This is a genomic window from Sporolactobacillus laevolacticus DSM 442, assembly GCF_000497245.1.
In the GTDB taxonomy this organism is placed as follows: domain Bacteria; phylum Bacillota; class Bacilli; order Bacillales; family Sporolactobacillaceae; genus Sporolactobacillus; species Sporolactobacillus laevolacticus.
Map to the genome: position 1 here is coordinate 1 of NZ_AWTC01000005.1, position 14,309 is coordinate 14,309.

The 14,309-nt window shown below is 47.1% G+C and carries 12 protein-coding genes, 12 tRNA genes and 1 rRNA gene; all 25 read right to left on the reverse strand.

What is annotated here, in order from left to right:
• Window positions 1-30: 30 nt before the first annotated feature.
• Window positions 31-1,581, reverse strand: a 16S ribosomal RNA gene (locus P343_RS25255).
• A gap of 114 nt (window positions 1,582-1,695) precedes the next feature.
• A tRNA-Ile gene (locus P343_RS25260) sits at window positions 1,696-1,772 on the reverse strand.
• 10 nt (window positions 1,773-1,782) lie between these two features.
• A tRNA-Gly gene (locus tag P343_RS25265) sits at window positions 1,783-1,856 on the reverse strand.
• A 5-nt stretch (window positions 1,857-1,861) separates the two neighbouring features.
• A tRNA-Pro gene (locus tag P343_RS25270) sits at window positions 1,862-1,938 on the reverse strand.
• Window positions 1,939-1,943: 5 nt separating this feature from the next.
• Window positions 1,944-2,020 (reverse strand) — tRNA-Arg (locus P343_RS25275).
• Between the two features lie 13 nt (window positions 2,021-2,033).
• Window positions 2,034-2,119 (reverse strand) — tRNA-Leu (locus P343_RS25280).
• A 13-nt stretch (window positions 2,120-2,132) separates the two neighbouring features.
• A tRNA-Leu gene (locus P343_RS25285) sits at window positions 2,133-2,217 on the reverse strand.
• A 6-nt stretch (window positions 2,218-2,223) separates the two neighbouring features.
• Window positions 2,224-2,295 (reverse strand) — tRNA-Lys (locus P343_RS25290).
• A 3-nt stretch (window positions 2,296-2,298) separates the two neighbouring features.
• Window positions 2,299-2,373: transfer RNA gene (locus tag P343_RS25295), tRNA-Gln, on the reverse strand.
• 49 nt (window positions 2,374-2,422) lie between these two features.
• Window positions 2,423-2,498, reverse strand: a tRNA-Asp gene (locus P343_RS25300).
• Window positions 2,499-2,519: 21 nt separating this feature from the next.
• Window positions 2,520-2,594 (reverse strand) — tRNA-Glu (locus tag P343_RS25305).
• A 6-nt stretch (window positions 2,595-2,600) separates the two neighbouring features.
• Window positions 2,601-2,692, reverse strand: a tRNA-Ser gene (locus tag P343_RS25310).
• Window position 2,693: 1 nt separating this feature from the next.
• A tRNA-Asn gene (locus P343_RS25315) sits at window positions 2,694-2,768 on the reverse strand.
• Window positions 2,769-2,921: 153 nt separating this feature from the next.
• Entirely contained in the window at window positions 2,922-3,398 is a 477-nt protein-coding gene (locus tag P343_RS25320; protein ID WP_023509562.1) for a SprT family protein, read from the reverse strand.
• A gap of 24 nt (window positions 3,399-3,422) precedes the next feature.
• On the reverse strand, window positions 3,423-5,591 hold the full coding sequence (locus P343_RS25325) for a Tex family protein (protein ID WP_023509563.1): 2,169 nt from the start codon (window positions 5,589-5,591) through the stop codon (window positions 3,423-3,425).
• 241 nt (window positions 5,592-5,832) lie between these two features.
• Window positions 5,833-6,621, reverse strand: a complete 789-nt coding sequence (gene sigB, locus P343_RS25330; protein WP_023509564.1) for an RNA polymerase sigma factor SigB — start codon at window positions 6,619-6,621, stop codon at window positions 5,833-5,835.
• Window positions 6,593-7,072 carry an anti-sigma B factor RsbW gene (gene rsbW, locus P343_RS25335; protein WP_023509565.1) on the reverse strand — a complete coding sequence of 160 codons (480 nt, stop codon included), beginning with the start codon at window positions 7,070-7,072 and terminating at the stop codon, window positions 6,593-6,595. The genes sigB and rsbW overlap by 29 nt, the downstream gene beginning before the upstream one ends.
• Complete coding sequence (locus tag P343_RS25340) at window positions 7,065-7,403, reverse strand: STAS domain-containing protein (protein WP_023509566.1); 339 nt, start codon at window positions 7,401-7,403, stop codon at window positions 7,065-7,067. The genes rsbW and P343_RS25340 overlap by 8 nt, the downstream gene beginning before the upstream one ends.
• Before the next feature lie 63 nt (window positions 7,404-7,466).
• A complete protein-coding gene (locus P343_RS25345) occupies window positions 7,467-8,468 on the reverse strand; it encodes a PP2C family protein-serine/threonine phosphatase (protein ID WP_023509567.1) in 1,002 nt (333 codons plus the stop codon).
• A 587-nt stretch (window positions 8,469-9,055) separates the two neighbouring features.
• Window positions 9,056-9,406, reverse strand: coding sequence for a type II toxin-antitoxin system PemK/MazF family toxin (locus tag P343_RS25350; RefSeq protein WP_023509568.1), 351 nt, complete (start codon window positions 9,404-9,406; stop codon window positions 9,056-9,058).
• A gap of 3 nt (window positions 9,407-9,409) precedes the next feature.
• Window positions 9,410-9,688, reverse strand: a complete 279-nt coding sequence (locus P343_RS25355) for a CopG family ribbon-helix-helix protein (protein WP_023509569.1) — start codon at window positions 9,686-9,688, stop codon at window positions 9,410-9,412.
• 156 nt (window positions 9,689-9,844) lie between these two features.
• A complete protein-coding gene (gene alr / locus P343_RS25360) occupies window positions 9,845-11,035 on the reverse strand; it encodes an alanine racemase (protein WP_023509570.1) in 1,191 nt (396 codons plus the stop codon).
• A 245-nt stretch (window positions 11,036-11,280) separates the two neighbouring features.
• Entirely contained in the window at window positions 11,281-12,288 is a 1,008-nt protein-coding gene (locus P343_RS25365; protein WP_023509571.1) for a LolA family protein, read from the reverse strand.
• A 47-nt stretch (window positions 12,289-12,335) separates the two neighbouring features.
• Window positions 12,336-13,850 (reverse strand): bifunctional ADP-dependent NAD(P)H-hydrate dehydratase/NAD(P)H-hydrate epimerase, encoded by a 1,515-nt coding sequence (locus P343_RS25370; protein ID WP_023509572.1) that lies wholly within the window; start codon window positions 13,848-13,850, stop codon window positions 12,336-12,338.
• 55 nt (window positions 13,851-13,905) lie between these two features.
• Window positions 13,906-14,268: a holo-ACP synthase gene (acpS, locus tag P343_RS25375; RefSeq protein ID WP_023509573.1), complete on the reverse strand. Its 363-nt coding sequence runs from the start codon at window positions 14,266-14,268 to the stop codon at window positions 13,906-13,908.
• Window positions 14,269-14,309 lie beyond the last annotated feature (41 nt).

Below are 14,309 nucleotides of genomic sequence, written 5' to 3' on the forward strand. Positions count from 1 at the left end.
CAAACGTTTCGCTATCGATCGTTTCCTTAGAAAGGAGGTGATCCAGCCGCACCTTCCGATACGGCTACCTTGTTACGACTTCACCCCAATCATTTGTCCCACCTTCGGCGGCTGAGTCCATAAAGGTTCTCGCACCGACTTCGGGTGTTACAAACTCTCGTGGTGTGACGGGCGGTGTGTACAAGGCCCGGGAACGGATTCACCGCGGCATGCTGATCCGCGATTACTAGCAATTCCGGCTTCATGCAGGCGAGTTGCAGCCTGCAATCCGAACTGGGGGTGGCTTTATGGGATTAGCTCGACCTCGCGGTTTCGCTGCCCTTTGTACCACCCATTGTAGCACGTGTGTAGCCCAGATCATAAGGGGCATGATGATTTGACGTCATCCCCACCTTCCTCCGGTTTGTCACCGGCAGTCACCTTAGAGTGCCCAACTGAATGCTGGCAACTAAGATCAAGGGTTGCGCTCGTTGCGGGACTTAACCCAACATCTCACGACACGAGCTGACGACAACCATGCACCACCTGTCACTCTGTCCCCCGAAGGGGAACGGCCTATCTCTAGGCTTGTCAGAGGATGTCAAGACCTGGTAAGGTTCTTCGCGTTGCTTCGAATTAAACCACATGCTCCACTGCTTGTGCGGGCCCCCGTCAATTCCTTTGAGTTTCAACCTTGCGGTCGTACTCCCCAGGCGGAATGCTTAATGTGTTAACTTCAGCACTAAGGGGTTGGACCCCCCTAACACCTAGCATTCATCGTTTACGGCGTGGACTACCAGGGTATCTAATCCTGTTTGCTCCCCACGCTTTCGCGCCTCAGCGTCAGTTACAGACCAGAGAGCCGCCTTCGCCACTGGTATTCCTCCACATATCTACGCATTTCACCGCTACACGTGGAATTCTACTCTCCTCTTCTGCACTCAAGCTTCCCAGTTTCCAATGACCGTTTGCGGTTGAGCCGCAAGATTTCACATCAGACTTAAGAAGCCGCCTGCGCGCGCTTTACGCCCAATAATTCCGGACAACGCTTGCCACCTACGTATTACCGCGGCTGCTGGCACGTAGTTAGCCGTGGCTTTCTGGCTGGATACCGTCACAGTACGAGCATTTCCTCTCGCACTCGTTCTTCTCCAGCAACAGAGCTTTACGATCCGAAAACCTTCTTCGCTCACGCGGCGTTGCTCCATCAGACTTTCGTCCATTGTGGAAGATTCCCTACTGCTGCCTCCCGTAGGAGTTTGGGCCGTGTCTCAGTCCCAATGTGGCCGATCACCCTCTCAGGTCGGCTATGCATCGCTGTCTTGGTGGGCCGTTACCCCGCCAACTAACTAATGCACCGCGGGCCCATCTGTCAGTGATGGCCGAAACCATCTTTCAACTCCGCACCATGCGGTGCGAAGGATTATCCGGTATTAGCTGCGGTTTCCCACAGTTATCCCGATCTGACAGGCAGGTTACCCACGTGTTACTCACCCATCCGCCGCTCACTTCAGGGAGCAAGCTCCCTTCTATGCGCTCGACTTGCATGTATTAGGCACGCCGCCAGCGTTCGTCCTGAGCCAGGATCAAACTCTCCAAAAAGTGTGNGTTCATAAGATCCATAGCAATTTTGAATTTATTAGGGGTTTGCCCTTTTAAATCACGCTTGGCTTTTGTTCAGTTTTCAAGGAACATTCATATACATTAAATTAATAATGGTGGGCCTGAGTGGACTTGAACCACCGACCTCACGCTTATCAGGCGTGCGCTCTAACCAGCTGAGCTACAGGCCCATTATGATAATGGAGCGGGTGATGGGAATCGAACCCACGACCAGAGCTTGGAAGGCTCTTGTTTTACCACTAAACTACACCCGCATATATGGTCGGGAAGACAGGATTTGAACCTGCGACCCTCTGGTCCCAAACCAGATGCTCTACCAAGCTGAGCCACTTCCCGATATATGGTGCGCCCTAGAGAAGTCGAATCCCCAACCTTCTGATCCGTAGTCAGACGCTCTATCCAATTGAGCTAAGGGCGCATATTAAATTAAATGGTGCGGTCGAGAGGACTCGAACCTCCACGAAGTTGCCTCCACTAGCCCCTCAAGCTAGCGCGTCTGCCATTCCGCCACGACCGCATATTAAATAAAATGGTGCGGGTGAAGGGACTCGAACCCCCACGTTGGAAAACACTAGATCCTAAATCTAGCGCGTCTGCCAATTCCGCCACACCCGCTAAAAATGAGCCACGAAGGATTTGAACCTTCGACCCTCTGATTAAAAGTCAGATGCTCTACCCCTGAGCTAGTGGCTCATGTGGCTGGCCCAGCTGGATTCGAACCAGCGCATGACGGCACCAAAAACCGTTGCCTTACCGCTTGGCGATGGGCCAAAAACAATTATGTATGCAAACACACATCGTTTTATCGTTATTTTTTAAATGGCGGATCCGAGCGGATTTGAACCGCCGATCTCCTGCGTGACAGGCAGGCATGTTAACCCCTACACCACGGATCCTCATATATTGTTTATTATTAATGGTGACCCGTACGGGATTCGAACCCATGAACCCACCGTGAAAGGGTGGTGTCTTAACCACTTGACGAACGGGCCATAAAATGGCGGAGAAGGAGGGATTCGAACCCTCGCACGATTTACACCGTCTACTCCCTTAGCAGGGGAGCCCCTTCAGCCGACTTGGGTACTTCTCCATGGCTCCACAGGTAGGGTTCGAACCTACGACCGATCGGTTAACAGCCGATTGCTCTACCACTGAGCTACTGTGGAATAAGTGGTTCAAAAAATCAAATGCATACGCTATTCTACACTGTGTTGTCCCAATTGTCAACAGCGATTTGAGCGACACAATCGCTTGTCCTTTTGACGACTTAAATAATTTAACACAGAATCAAATACCACGTCAACCCCTTTTTTTATTTCTTATGAAAAATGATCAATTCGCTTCTTGCTGATCAATCGAATTTTCCCTCCACAAGCGCCGCAAACGTATCGTTTGGTATCTAATTTTCGCTTTCTGAAAAAAGGTGTTCCGCATGACACGCATTGATATTGATAGCGAATACCCGAGTTATTTCCTGCATTCGGAATTGCTCCGCAAAAGCGTGAACCGCCTACCCTCTTTAACAGCGTTCGAAAATCGGCATCTCGATGCCGATATCCCATTCCGCAAAGATGAAGATGGTAATGGCACAGTTCATGCTTGACGATCTTAATAAATGCTTCTATACCAAAGTGCTGAAGCTGCTGAACGTTGAATTCCAGGCCGTGTGTCGACAGCAGATAGCGCCCGCCAGTAGTACGAAGCCGGGAATTAAAAACTGCTTGGTGACAAAAAGGGCGATGAAAGCTCTCTAGAGACACATGCTCAACAAGCTTTTGAAGCTCCTCATCGTTCATGACCACACCTCCAAACAAAGTCCATCACGCTTTTACTTTCTCCTTTGGAGCCACCATAGTTAGCGAAATACGTCCTTTCGCGATATCTACCTGCTCAACCCATACGGTCACAATTTCACCAACACGAACAACATCAAGTGGATGACGGACAAAGCGTGCGGCAAGCTTTGACAAATGGACAAGTCCGTCTTGTTTAACACCGATATCAACAAAAGCGCCAAAATCAACAACATTGCGTACGGTTCCTTCAAGCTGCATCCCAGGCATCAGGTCTTCCATTTTCAAAACATCTGTCTTTAATAATGGTTTTTTCAAGTCGTCGCGGGGATCACGGCCGGGACGAATCAACGATTGGATCATATCTTGTAAAGTCGGCTGCCCTATGGAGAGTACACCGGCAGTCCGGACAACGTCCAGCGCTTCAAGTTTTTCCTTCAATTCCGGAGTGCCAATTGCATCCATCGTGCCTCCCGCTGTTTCAACGAGTTTTCTCGCTACCTCATAGCTTTCCGGATGTATCGGGGTATTATCCAATGGATTGTCTCCGCCGCCGATCCTCAAAAATCCCGCCGATTGTTCAAACGCTCTCGCTCCGAGTCTCGGAACTTCCTTAAGCTGCGCGCGGCTTTCGTACCTTCCCCTTTTCTCTCTTTCAGCAACAACATTTCCAGCTACTGTTTTTGATAGGCCTGCCACATATTGGAGCAGTTGAGGAGATGCCGTGTTGACATTGACACCCACTCGATTGACAACTGTCTCTACAACAAATTGCAGCGATTTATTCAATTCTCGCTGCGACACATCGTGCTGGTATTCGCCAACGCCGACCGACTTAGGATCAACTTTAACCAACTCTGCAAGCGGATCCTGAAGACGCCTGGCGATTGATACGGCACTTCTTTCCTCAACATGAAGATTAGGAAATTCCTCTCGTGCAAGCGGAGATGCTGAATAGACGCTGGCCCCCGCCTCATTAACAATCATGTAAAAGAGTTTACGACCCTGTACCTCTTTCAGCGTTTCAGCGATGAAAGCTTCTGTCTCACGCGATGCAGTGCCATTGCCAATTGCAATAATGTCAACATGATATTTTTCAATCAATGAAAGAACTGTTCGTCTTGATCCTTCGATGTCCGATTTCGGCGGTGTCGGGTAGATCAGTGAAATGTCCAGCACTTTACCCGTCGGATCTACAACTGCAAGTTTGCAGCCTGTGCGGTACGCAGGATCTACACCAAGCACTGTTCTTTCTTTTAATGGCGATTGAAGGAGCAAACCGCGAAGATTCTCTGAAAAAATATGAATCGCTTGCTGTTCCGCTTTTTCAGTAAGTGCCTGCCGCAGCTCACGTTCAACAGCCGGAGCGACCAATCGGCGATAGGCGTCTTCACCACAAGCATCGAGAAGATTCGCTGCAGTGGTCTTTTTCCCGGGATTCAGCGCCTTTTGCATGGAAGAAATGATCGTATCTTCGGGAGCAGCGAGCGCTACCTTCAAAATATCATCTTTCTCCCCGCGGTTGATTGCGAGAATACGGTGCGGAACAATCTTTTTCGCTTGCTCTTCATAGTCATAATAATTCTCGTATACTTTCTTCTCATCAAGTTCCTTATGCTTTGCCTGAACTTGGATGACTCCGCGATCAAAGGTCAACTTGCGGGCCATCGCCCTAAGATCCGCCCGGTCAGCCAGCCGTTCTGCTATAATATCTTGCGCACCTTGGACTGCTTCCTGAGCAGATGCGACCTGCTGATCGTCAGAGACGTAGTGTTTTGCTATCTGCTCAATCGGGTCGGTAGGCAAAGTCATCAACCAATCAGCAAAAGGTTCCAGTCCCTTTTCTTTGGCGATGGCCGCCCGAGTCCGCCGTTTTTGGCGATAAGGGAGATAGAGATCTTCCACTTCTTGAAGAATCATCGCTCCATTAATTTTGTTTTTAAGCTCTGCTGTCAGCTTTCCTTGTTCCTCAATACGCTTGATCACTTCTTCTTTGCGTTTATCGAGTTGCTTGATATATGTATACGAATCTTGAATTTTTTCAATTTGAACTTCATCGAGCCCACCGGTCATTTCTTTCCGATAACGGGCAATAAAAGGTATGGTATTGTCATCGTCCAGAAGTTGGACCGTACGCGCCACCTGACCGGCACCAATATCCAGCTTTTTTGCAATATGTAAAATGACTTCATCCATGTTCATCGTCTCCTTCCTGTTTATCATAGCAGAATTTGCATACGTTCTGAAAAAGATTAACAGGAAAAAAGATGAAAAAATCCTAGCTTCATAAATCTGTATGAAACATCAGCATTGGATGAATTTTATTTTTTTCTCTGGTTCTGGCCGCACTTTAAGCTGTTGCGCAGTATCCTTCCTAAAATTCTCTTACCCGCACAAAAAAACAGCTCGTCCATGCAAGCTGTTTATGAACAAAACTTTATTTTGAAATGGATAAACCAATTTCATCTTTATTTGGAAGGTTGTCCCGAAGTTTGCGGAGCGCATTTCTTTGGAGACGCGAAACATGCATTTGCGAAATTCCAAGACGCGTTCCTGTTTCCTTTTGGCTGAGATTCTCAAAATACGTACAGATCAGAATTTCTTTCTCCCGTTCAGACAGCACTTGGAATGCTTTGCTTAGAATTAATTTCTTATGCACATATTCATATCCGTTATCCTGCCTGCCCACGACATCAAGTAGGGTCATTGCTGCGCCTTCGGATTCACCGTCGATCCTTGAATCGACAGACAGCGTATTGTACCCGCGCGCCATCTCCATTGTTTCCAGCACACTTTCCTCACTTTCGCCTACCGCTTCAGCAATCTCATCAATTCTCGGTGACCGCTGCAATGTTCTTGTAAGCTCTTCGGTCGCCTTGCGAATCTTAGGGCTTAGTTCTTTGACCCGTCTTGGAACGTGAACACTCCATGTTTTATCACGAATGTAACGCTTTATTTCACCAACTATAGTAGGAATCGCAAAAGACTCAAAGCTCCCGCCGACGGAAGCATCAAAACGCTTGAAGGCCGCGATCAGCCCAATCATGCCCACCTGATAAAGATCTTCCTGGACGTCACTGTTTTTCGCAAACTTCTTAGCCAGTGCTCCAACCATTTTTTCATAATAATGAATTAACATTGTTTGCAGATATTCATTTTCAGGGTTTTTTTGGAAGTCAGAGATCCATCTCAGAATCTCATTCTGTTGTTGAGACCTTGTCGACAATGTGCCCCACCCCGTCTCTGTTGAGAAACTTGATCATCTGGACAGCCACACCGTATTCCGTGCTAATCGTTACATGGTCCATCAGCGCATTAATCAAAAAAAGTCCCAGCCCTCCTTCACTAACTTCATCAAGGTCGGTTGAAGGATCCAGCGGTTTAAGCTCCTGAAGGACTCGGCTGGCATCAAAACTTTCTCCATTGTGTGTCACGGTAATCGTCATGGCGCCGCTGCCGCATTCCATCACAATGCCAATCTGTCCGTTGCCCATTTGTTTATAACCATGGCTGACCGCATTCGTACAAGCCTCAGATACCGCAACTTTGATATCTTCAATGGCATCAAATGAATAGCCCATTCTGCTTGCCGCTCCGGAACTCGCAAGCCGCGCAATGCTGACAAATTCCGGTTTCGCAGGTATCGTAAGCCGAATTACATCATTCGTTTCAGTCATCTGCGTTCCCCCCGTTTGTCTGTTCTCTCTTTAAAATGTCCATCAAACCGGTAATTTCAAAAAGCCTTTTGATCCGCGGCGTCAAGCCGGTTACCACAAATTGGCACTGATGCTTCGAAGCTGATTTTAATGCCGCTACAATCACGCCAAGTGCCGTACTGTCCATATACTTAGTCTCATTAAGGTCAAGCGTTAGCTTGCTCCCTATTATTTCTGTCAAAGGCAGCAATCCCTGTTTTAGTTCCGGAGCTGTAAAAACGTCGATTTCTCCTTCGACCGCGACAAGAAATAGATTTTCTCCATTCGCTTCTCGCTGAATAGAAATGTTCATGACCATCCTCCTGCGCTCATATTCTCTTTTTTAAGAGATACCCGTCCATGGATCGAGTCAAACTTAAAATTTCATGGCAATGAATGTAAAATCATCATGTAAATTAAAATGTTGCATTTTTTTCAGTTCATAAATGATTTGCTTTACCATTTTCGCGGCAGGAAGATGCATCGATTGACGAATTAAGTCGACAATATCTTTCCGCTCTATAAATCCATTATCGGTGCGCGCCTCGGTCACTCCATCTGTGAGGAGAAAAAGCATGTCTCCTTTTGCTATCTCCCGTGAATATTCCTTATAACGGGTTCCAGGTGCAAGGCCAAGGGATAATCCCCTCGCTTCAAGCTCCTCAAATTGGTCTTTGGATGCAGAATAATAGAAGCCCGGTTCATGTCCTGCAGAAGCAAATGAAAAAACGCGTGATAAAGGATCATAAACACCGTAAAACATCGTGATAAACATACTAGGATCCACGTTGCGCTCAACCACCCGATTAAGGCTTGAGAGTATAAAAGGCGGAGCTCCCTGACTATTTTCAGGGAGGCTGTCCATCGCATATTTAATCATAGACATACACATAGCCGCGGGGATGCCCTTCCCGACAATGTCGGCGATGGTGACCGCCAGCCTTCCTCCATCATTAACAATGCGATAATAATCACCGCTCATTTTCTTCGCCGGCTCGCTGATCGCACCGATATCTGCGAATGAACAGGCCGGCACCTTGCCTTCAAGCAATGCTTTTTGCACTTCCGCCGCCACATCAAGTTCCGTATCCAGCTGCTTCTGTCTATTTTTTAGCGTTTGGTGCTCCCGGTATTCCGATCCGTATCCCTCCATTATTTTTGATAGAAAATAAAGAGATCGAAGGGTTGCATTATCTAAATTGCTGCTTACATTTTTCAAAACATCGATATGCATGTTTACAAGATCATCCGGAGATACACCACGCGCACGCAATGCTCCGCTCAGCAGTTCGCTATCCTCCGACATCGAGTACGAATCCTGGGAGACATAGCGCATAAGTAAATTCCGATACGCAATAAGTTGAGGTTGATCCTCCATTTTCCCCGCTCCCCTCGAACCGCCATCATTCTACTAATTTTTCAAAAAATGAAAATTTTTACTATAGACAATAAAACGATATTAGGCACGAAAAGTTCGCTTTAAGGCATAATTTGAAAAGATACCGCTGTCATTTTATTATTTCATGTAATCACAATTATGGCAAAAAATACGACCGACAAAATTCATCATTTTTTCAAGTTTTTAAAATAAAATCATGTGTATTAGAGGCTACGCCTGGTCCTTTCCTGTCACTCTATATGCGGCTTTGAATCATCAATCTTGTGCTTAAACGACACTTCAGCTGCTCACTTGCCGCGGGCAGTCCGAGAGCCTCCTCGATCAACCGAGCCCCGCGGGGTCTCCCCTGACCTGCGATCAACAGGATCGCTCCGCAGGCGTCTCGCGCTTCCGTGTCCCGAACTTAATTTATTGAGGGAGCACCGCTTCGCACCGTATCAGCAAGCCCCAAATTTTATGCTTTCCTATCTTGTAAAAAAAACACGCCCTCAAACGAGAACGTGTTTTTACCGAAACCGATTCAATTATTTTTGAAGTAACAAAGCAGGATTCTCACAAACCACATCTTAAAAATCAATTAAGCTGAGGCTGATTTGAATTGCTTTATTTACCCGGCCCATCATTTCTTCATCCAAATGTGTGATCTTATCCGTCAGCCGCTGCTTGTCAATGGTCCTGATCTGCTCGAGCAAGATGACCGAGTCACGATCAAAGCCGTATCTTTTCGCGTCGATTTCCACATGAGTAGGCAATTTGGCTTTCTGAATCTGGGCGGTGATCGCCGCCACAACAACCGTTGGGCTAAATCGATTGCCAATGTCGTTCTGGATGATCAGAACAGGGCGTACGCCACCTTGCTCCGAACCAACGACGGGTGAAAGATCCGCAAAATAGACATCGCCGCGCTTAACAATCACTGGTTACACCCCGCTAACGGAGCGTTCCATAGTGATCTCTGCCTCCTCCTCAGCAAGAAATGCCTCAGAAGCAATGTTAAGGTTGATTTTAGCCATTTCCATGTAGCCCTGACGCATAATTTCACGGACATAGCCCCTGTTTCGCTCACGCAGATACAATCTGATGGCACGATGGAGAAATTCACTGCGGTTCATCTTATCTCGACTAGCCATTCCATCAATTTCATTCAGCAAATGTTGCGGCAAACTCAGCATGATTTCTTTTATCTTGGATTCCGACATGCCTGCACCCCCACCACTTTCGTCAGAGTATATCTTTTTAAATCTAAAATTTATGTTATCATTTCAAAAACGTTTTGCAAAGCTATTTTCGCCAAAAATCGAGTCCTTTTATGCTTAATTGTGAAATATTTTTCATTTTTTGGCGAAATTCCAAGTTTAGTTCGTGTTTGCACATGAGAGAATCGGATTGCAAATCTCAATTTTCTCGCCATTTTGCCAGTAGATCCTTGGAATTCGGGGGTGCACTGTGCATGTTATCTCATAATTGATCGTCTGCAGCTGCTCTGCGCGCTCGTCTGCCGTAATCTCTTCATTGCCATCTTTGCCAATAAGAGTGACTTCTGTCCCGACCGGATACGGCTGTGGAAGACGGCACATAAATTGATCCATACAGATGCGTCCAACAATCTGGCATCTTTGGCCATCAATCAGCACCTCAGTGTCATGGAAGCCTCTCAGCCAGCCATCCGCATAACCAACAGGTACGGTGCCAATCCATTCGTCTGTTTTCGCCTGATAGGTTGCGCCATAGCCAATGAACGATCCCGCTTCTACCTTTTTCACGTAAGTCAGGCGGCTATGCACAGACATCACCTTTTCAAGTTCAAATGGGAGATGTTTCACCATTTCCGGTGAAGGCGACAAACCATACATGGCAATGCCATAACGCACCATAGTAAACAAGTGGCGCTTTTCCGCCGGATACTTGAGTGTGGCTGCGCTGTTGCCGCAGTGGATCACCGTCGGCTTAACGCCAAGATCATGGATCCAGTCGACCATTTTTTCGAATTGCGCATACTGTTCATCAAAATAAGCTTCATCATCCTGATCCGCCGTCGCGAAATGGGTGAACATCCCTTCAATGACAAAGCGACGATCGAGACCTATCTCTTGAACGAGAGCCGCCGCTTCTTCCTTACTGCGAATGCCAATTCTGCCCATGCCCGTGTCACAAGACAGATGCAACAGCACAGGTTCACCCGAATCATCTGCTTCCCTCGCCTGTCTTACCCATTCCGGATCAGAGACCGTTAATGAAATATGATATTTCGCAGCAAGACCTGCGTGCTGCGCGGGGATGGGGGAAAGTACGAGAATTGGCGCGTTCACACCTTGTTTGCGAAGCGCAAGTGCTTCATCAAACAGGGCGACAGCCAGCCATTCCGCACCATTGTCTAGAGCAATGCGCGCGACCTGCAAAGCACCATGGCCATATCCGTTTGCTTTGACGACAGCCATCAACGCCACCTGCTCAGGAATGCGTTTCTTCATATTCACTACATTGCTTGCTACCGCATCTAGATCAATATCCGCCCATGTCTCTCTATAAAATGACGTCGCTTCCATTGTTTGCTCCGACCTTTCAATCTTTCAAAGTAAATAAATCCTTGATTCGACAAGGTTCTCTTTCTCTATTTAATCACTTATCGACAAAAAACGAAAGTTGCTTTTCAACGTTAATCTTTTTGGTATTCAATCATTATCTACTTTTATTTTTTCATTCTTGAATTTAGAAGACTACATAAAAAAAATAGTATTTAAACAGAAAAAGAGCGCCCGATTACTGCAATCGGTACGCCATCATTTGAACTTTATTTAGTCGCGATTCCGTTGACAGATTGAGCAATCGTCATCAGCTCACTCTGAGTTAATTTATCTGAGGCAAGAAAATAGTCTGTACCGCCATAGGACCAGGAAAGCGAACGGTTACCACTTGAACCAATCGCAAATCCGAGGTTTTCCGGGCTTCCCGTTGCGAGTGTAGGAACACTGGATACAGAAGTCTCACTTTTTGATTCAATTAACGTAAAAGACTTTTTCCCTGCATATTTCAGAACATAGCGGTCGCCTAATGTCGTAATCTCCGGCTTAATTGAAGCCAGTTTCGTGCCTGAGAGAATTGCGGTCGGCTGCAAAAGTTTGAAGGACGATGAATTTTCAGCTGTTGTTGTCTGCGTCTTTGAAATACGTGCAGCCGTCATGTTCTGTTTTACATCGAACGTCTTGTTATCAATGGACGGATTGACCTTAAATGATTTAAATTTAACCGTAACCACCACATTCTGATCCTTGTCCTTGATCTGCACCTTCTCAGGGGTCAAGTCTTTTTTCAGCGAAATGCTCTGATTGGCCAGTTGTGATGTATTGTAATTCGTCTTGGTTTCAAAAATATACTGATTATCCTTCGCCGTAAATCCTGGATTCGGATCATTCAAGATATCCTTCGCAAGGGAATGGAAGAGATATGCCTGACTGCGGTTATTCGGCCAGTTGCTGTCAAATCGGTAACTTTTATTCAACTCAGGAGTAAGAACAAATACTCCCTCGGGATTACGTAAGATCATTTGGTTATTTTCTTTCTTTCCGTCACTGAGCGCCACTTTATAATAACTTGGTTTCTTATAAGTGATATTTACCTGATACGTCTGCTTTTTTCCATTATGTTGGAAAGTCATGACCGCATCGGTTTTGTAGCTATTGATGTTTTCATATTGCTTATTCAGATCGTTAATCACATCTTTTTCCGATTTGGTGCCGCATCCGCTTAATAGTGCAAAAATCAGGATCGCTCCAAACCATAGTGCCGACCACTTTTTCATGTATCTCCAACCCCTTTGCCTCTATTCAGTGACAAAGGAGGGACAGTTTACCGGCACGCTGTATCGCTGTAAAGCTGATGCAGAACAGGAGGAATCGCTTCAATGACATCCGTCGCCAATACATCGAGCAGAGAATGACCGTTCCGGACTAGATGATCCGCAGCAGCACCGTGCAGATAAACAGCGTTGCATACTGCGTCCATGATCTGCTTGTGCTGCAGGAGAAACGCAAGCAGGATACCGGTTAGAACATCACCGGAACCGCCTTTCGCCATAGCCGCATTGCCGGTCGGATTGACGACTTGTCTCCCATCCGGCGCGGTCACTAAGGTATATTTGCCTTTTAACACAAGATATACATTATATTTTTCTGCAAATGCTTTTGAAATGCTGAATCGATGACTTTCGATATCCTTAACGGAGGTGCCCAATAAATCGGCCATTTCTCCCGGATGCGGCGACAGCACCGCCGGAATACTGCGCTGCCGAAGCAAATCCAAATGATTTTTTAGATGAAACAGTCCATCTGCGTCTATGACACAAGGGATCTCGCCGCAAGATTCAAGGACAAGACTGACTAGTCTGCCTTCATCGGGCTCACGCCCAAGCCCCGGGCCAATAGCTACACCTGTCAGGCCATCAAAGTTGATGTTCTCCCTGTGCATGAACATCGTCTCAGGCAAACGTCCCGCAACAATCGCTGCAATCTGATCTGGTACACTGACTTTCAGCAAGCCGATTCCCGAACGCAGCGCAGCTTTAGCTGAGAAAAAAGCTGCTCCCGGCATTTCCACTGCACCGGCAATCAGTAATCCCTTCCCGTGTGATCCTTTATGTGAAAAAGGATCACGTACAGGCAATGTACGGATAACATCCGCAAGTGTCCGCACTTCCCTCAGGATGTTGAGTTCTCGGAACACAGCATTTGGGATGCCAATGGGAAGCACCTGGACGTTTCCGAAGTAACGAGCTGCGGGTTGAACAAATTGAGCCAGCTTCGGGCATTCCAGTGTCATTGTCCGGTCGGCAAGAACAGCCGGGTGAGAAAAAATCTCGCCATTCGCTTGGACGCCGCTTGGCAGGTCGACAGCAACCACTTCCGCCTTTGACTGATTAATTTGTTTAATCGCGTCAATATATTCGGGATAGGGTTCCCCATGAATCCCTGTGCCAAGCATAGCGTCCACAATCAGTTCTGCCTGCCTTACATGCCTTGCGAAACGGTCCGGTTCGCCCGTCACCAGGCGCGCCTTGCCGCCGCAGGCAAAATAAGCCTTCATGTGGTATGCGGCGTCTCCGGTAATGCCCTCCGGATCTGTCATCAGCCATGTGTCGACAAAAGCTCGGCTGTCCAGCAACATCCGGGCAATGACAAAACCATCGCCGCCATTGTTTCCTTTGCCGATAATGACCATGACTTTTTCTCCTGCTTTTAAAAGCGGCTCGAGTGCTGCAAAGACTGCCCGACCCGCGTTTTCCATAAGCACCGGTCCTCCCAGCCCGATTTTCGCTATGGTGTGACGATCAATGTTCTGCATCTCTTCACGCGATACAACGTGCACAATGGTCCCTCCCAGCGTAGTAAACTATATGAGACAAGTTTCTTTAATATGCAGACTAGCATGACAAGCTTTCAATTATGGCCACTGCCGCCGCCCCATGATCTGTATGGGTTATCGACACGTGAATCGCACAGCCGTCTGACGTCCGGTCTGTAAGAACCGGTTTGCCCATTGAATCGTTGACAACGGTCAGGTCCTGAAAGGAGACTGATTTCCCAATACCGGTCCCCTTCGCTTTGGCGTAGGCTTCCTTCACTGAAAAATGTCCTGCCAAGAATTCAACTTTCCGTTTGTCTCCTAGATGGTCAAATGTCTCTCGTTCTGCCGTTGTAAGAACACGGTTGATAAAAGCATCATTATGAATGTGTTTTTCAACGCGTTCAAGCTCTATAAGATCAATGCCAATTCCAGAAATCATTTTTTCCCGCCTCGCATTCTTTTCATTACGGCATCAATGAA